We start from the raw sequence: 3,453 nt of genomic DNA, 5'->3' as shown, positions 1-3,453 counted from the left end.
GCGCCGCGGCCCGTGTCGGCCGCGCGGTCGCGCTCTGCCCGCGCCAGCAGCCGCGCGCCGAGCGCCCGCGCGATCGCGTCGGCGTCGAGCGTGCCGTGCGCGGCCAGCAGCGGCGCGCCGCGCTCATCGCGCTTGCCGATCACCGGCGGCGTCGCGCGGCCGCCGTAGAGCGCCTCCTTCACGAGCCGCTCCAGGAACGGCCCCTTCTCCTCCACCACGACGATCTCGTCGAGGCCGGCGGCGAAGTCGCGCACCGCCTCGTCGTCGAGCGGGAAGAGCATCCCGACCTCCAGCAGCCGCAGCGGCGCCGGCATCGCCTCGCCGAAGCCGAGCGCGGTCAGCGCCGCGTGCAGCTCGTGGCGCGCCGAGCCGTGCACGACGACGCCGAGGCGGGCGCCGGGCGCGTCGTGCGTGACGGCGTTGAGGCCGTTGAGGCGCGCGTACTGCTTCGCCAGCTCCAGCCGCGGCGTCAGCGTCCGCTCCAGCTCGACCGACTGCGGCGCGAGCAGGTGGCCGGTCGGCCGGTGGACGTACGGCGCGCCCTCCCATTCCAGCAGCGGCATGCGCGGCTGCACGCGGTCGAGCCCGACGACGGCCGTCGCGCTCGCGTCGGCGACGGCGGTGACGACCTTCAGCGCCGCCCACAGCCCGCTGACGCGGGAGCAGGCGATCGCGTGGCGGCCGAGGTCGAGCGCCTCCTGCACGCTGCCGGGCGCGAGCACCGGCACGTGCAGCGCGGCGAGCAGCTCCTCGGAGGCGCCGGGGACGGTCGAGGACTTGCAGGCGGGGTCGTCGCCGACGAGCGCGAGCACGCCGCCGCGCGGGTCGGTGCCGAGCAGGTTGCCGTGGCGGATCGCGTCGGCGGAGCGGTCGACGCCGGGCGACTTGCCGTACCAGACGCCGAGCACGCCGTCGTAGCGCGGTCGCGGCAGCGTGCCGGCGAGCTGCGAGCCCCAGACGGCGGTCGCGCCCAGCTCCTCGTTGACGGCCGGTCTGTGGACGAGATGGTGCGCGGCGGCGAGCGGGCCGAGCCGCGCGACCTCCTTGTCGAAGCCGCCGAGCGGGGAGCCCTGGTAGCCGGAGACGAGCGTCGCGCTGCGCAGCCCGGCGCGCGTGTCGGCGCGGTGCTGGTCCAGCAGCAGCCGCACGAGCGCCTGCACACCGGAGAGCAGGACACGGCCCTCGGCCAGCTCGTAGCGGTCGGCGAGGGTGACGGGACGTGCAGGGGCGTGGATCACTGAAAGACCGCTCATGGTCAATTTCTATACCAAGAGTGGTGTACCCGCAACCCAGCTTTCGTCACTCTCGGTACCGTTCGCCCGATGGAGACCGGCTTCGTCCCCGTCGGCCCGCGCCGCACCTTCGAGAGCGCGGTCGAGCAGATCGCCGATCGCGTGCGGCTCGGCGAGCTGAGCGAGGGCGACCGGCTGCCCTCCGAGCGCCAGCTCGCGGAGGCGCTGCAGATCAGCCGCCCGACGCTGCGCGAGGCGGTCAGAGTGCTCGCTGACGCCGGCGTGCTGATCGTCAGACCGGGCTCGGGCGGCGGCACCTTCGTCGCCTCCGGCTACGTCCCGATCGAGCTGCTGCGCTCGATGTCGGAGGTCCGCCTCGACGAGATCGCCGGGGTGCTGGAGGCGCGGCGGATGCTGGAGCCGCGCGTCGCGCAGCTCGCCGCCGTCAACGCGCGCGAGGAGGACTTCGCGAGACTGCAGGCGATCGTCGACGCGCAGCGGGCGCTGCTGGCCGAGGGCGACGTGCTCGCGCGCGAGGACCGCTTCCTCCAGCTCGACATGCAGTTCCACGTGCGGATCGCGCGCGCGACCGGCAACAGCACGGTCGTCGGGCTGATGCGGACGCTGCTGCGGCGGCTCGAGATCGCGCGCGACAGCGCGCTCCATCAGCCGCCGATCGCCGAGTGGGTGATCGACATCCACGAGCGCACGCTCGCGGCGATCCGCTCGGCCGACCAGGAGCGGATCGAGCTGGTGATGGACGAGCACCTGGCGGCGCTGGAGCGGGCGTGGGAGGACGCGACCGACCGCCAGCTCGTGCGGCCGATCCCCGACTTCCTGCGGCCGGTCGCCAGACGCTCGCGCGCCGCGCGCGATTGAGGCGCGCGCCGCGCCGCCGAGCGCCCCGCGCGCGATGCGGCCGCCTCACAGCCGCGCGGCCGGCACCTGCTGCGTGATGCAGTGCGGGCCGCCGCCGGCCCACGCCAGCGTCAGCGCCGGAACGGCCACGACCTCGCGCTCGGGATGCAGCTCGGCGAGCAGCGCCAGCGCCTGCTCGTCCAGCTCCGGCTGCCCGGCGACCGGCGCGATCACGGCGCCGTTGCAGAGGTAGTGGTTCATGTACGAGAGCGCGAACGCTCTGCCGTCCAGCTCGGCGCGCGCCAGCCACGGCAGCGAGCGGACGGCGAGGCCGGCGGCCTCCAGTCGCGCCAGGTTCTCCTGGCAGCCGGCGTGGTTGGGATCGCCTTCGGGCAGGTCCTCCAGCAGCACCTCGCCGCTCGGCAGAAAGGCGGCGACGAGGTCGACGTGGCCGTCGGTCTCGACGTCCTCGACGAGGCCCTGGCCGAGCCAGACGACACGCTCGGCGCCGAGCCGCACGCACAGCTCGCGCGCGATCCCGTCGCGGTCGCGCGCCGGGTTGCGGCTCGGGTGCAGCAGGCACTGCTCCGTGGTCAGCAGCGTGCCGCGGCCGTCGACCGCGATCGAGCCGCCCTCCAGCACGAACGGGCTGCGCTGGTACGGCAGGTCGAGCCGCTCCGCCAGCAGCGCGGTGAGACGGTCGTCGCGGTCGAACGGCCGCATCTTCTCGCCCCAGGCGTTGAAGACGAAGTCGACCGCGGCGCGCGCGCCGTCGTCGCCGGTCACCACGAGCGGGCCGTTGTCGCGCAGCCACGAGTCGTCGATCGGCAGCGCGAGCACCTCGACGTTGTCGGCCGGCACGCGGCTGCGCGCCTCGGCGGCGTCGGCAGGGTCGGCGACGAGCGTCACCGGCTCGAAGGCGGCGATCGCCGCGACCGTCGCGACGTGCTCCCGTTTGGCCTCTTCGAGCAGGTCGCCCCACATGTCGGCGCGCGCCGGCCAGGCGATCAGCGTCCGCTCGTGCGGCTCCCACTCGGCCGGCATCGTCAGCTTCGTCACGGCTCCTCCGTCACGACGAGGGTGGTCAGGTCAGGATCGGAGGCGCCGTGCAGGCGCAGGCCGGCGGCGCGCAGCGACAGCAGCTGGTCGAGCGCGCGCTCGGTGATCGGCTCGCCTGGCAGCAGCGTGGGGATGCCGGGCGGATAGGCGCTGATCGCCTCCGCGCCGAGGCGGCCGACGGCGGCCGCGCGCGGGACCGTCTCGACGGGGCCGAGGAAGGCGTCGCGCGGCGAGCAGCGCGGCCGCTCGGCCGGCGGCGGCGCGGCGAAGGCGGCGGCGGGGATCGGCGCGGCGTCGTCGCCGC

At 75.3% G+C, this 3,453-nt stretch carries 3 protein-coding genes and 1 pseudogene; 1 reads left to right on the top strand and 3 read right to left on the bottom strand.

The window, feature by feature from the left end; genetic code table 11:
* A pseudogene (locus R7226_RS31100) lies at positions 1-1,253 on the bottom strand (indolepyruvate ferredoxin oxidoreductase family protein); the annotation flags it as partial.
* Between the two features lie 69 nt (positions 1,254-1,322).
* On the opposite strand from R7226_RS31100, the gene R7226_RS31095 reads away from it, so the two are divergent.
* A complete protein-coding gene (locus R7226_RS31095) occupies positions 1,323-2,111 on the top strand; it encodes a FadR/GntR family transcriptional regulator (RefSeq protein ID WP_318601435.1) in 789 nt (262 codons plus the stop codon).
* Positions 2,112-2,156: 45 nt separating this feature from the next.
* Here R7226_RS31095 and R7226_RS31090 read toward each other — a convergent pair whose 3' ends face one another.
* Positions 2,157-3,149, bottom strand: coding sequence for an agmatine deiminase family protein (locus R7226_RS31090; protein ID WP_318601434.1), 993 nt, complete (start codon positions 3,147-3,149; stop codon positions 2,157-2,159).
* Positions 3,146-3,453: Orn/Lys/Arg family decarboxylase (locus tag R7226_RS31085; protein WP_449720095.1), on the bottom strand; the 308-nt coding region annotated here is incomplete at its 5' end. The genes R7226_RS31090 and R7226_RS31085, both read right to left, overlap by 4 nt.

This window comes from Conexibacter stalactiti, assembly GCF_033542075.1.
Lineage (GTDB): Bacteria > Actinomycetota > Thermoleophilia > Solirubrobacterales > Solirubrobacteraceae > Conexibacter > Conexibacter stalactiti.
Note: the sequence above shows the minus strand (reverse complement) of the source record. Positions and strands in the feature narration are given on the sequence as shown.

What these genes read in the sequence shown, in the direction of transcription:
- R7226_RS31095 (WP_318601435.1), top strand. Translation starts at nt 1,323, where the DNA reads ATGGAGACCGGCTTCGTCCCCGTCGGCCCGCGCCGCACCTTCGAGAGC.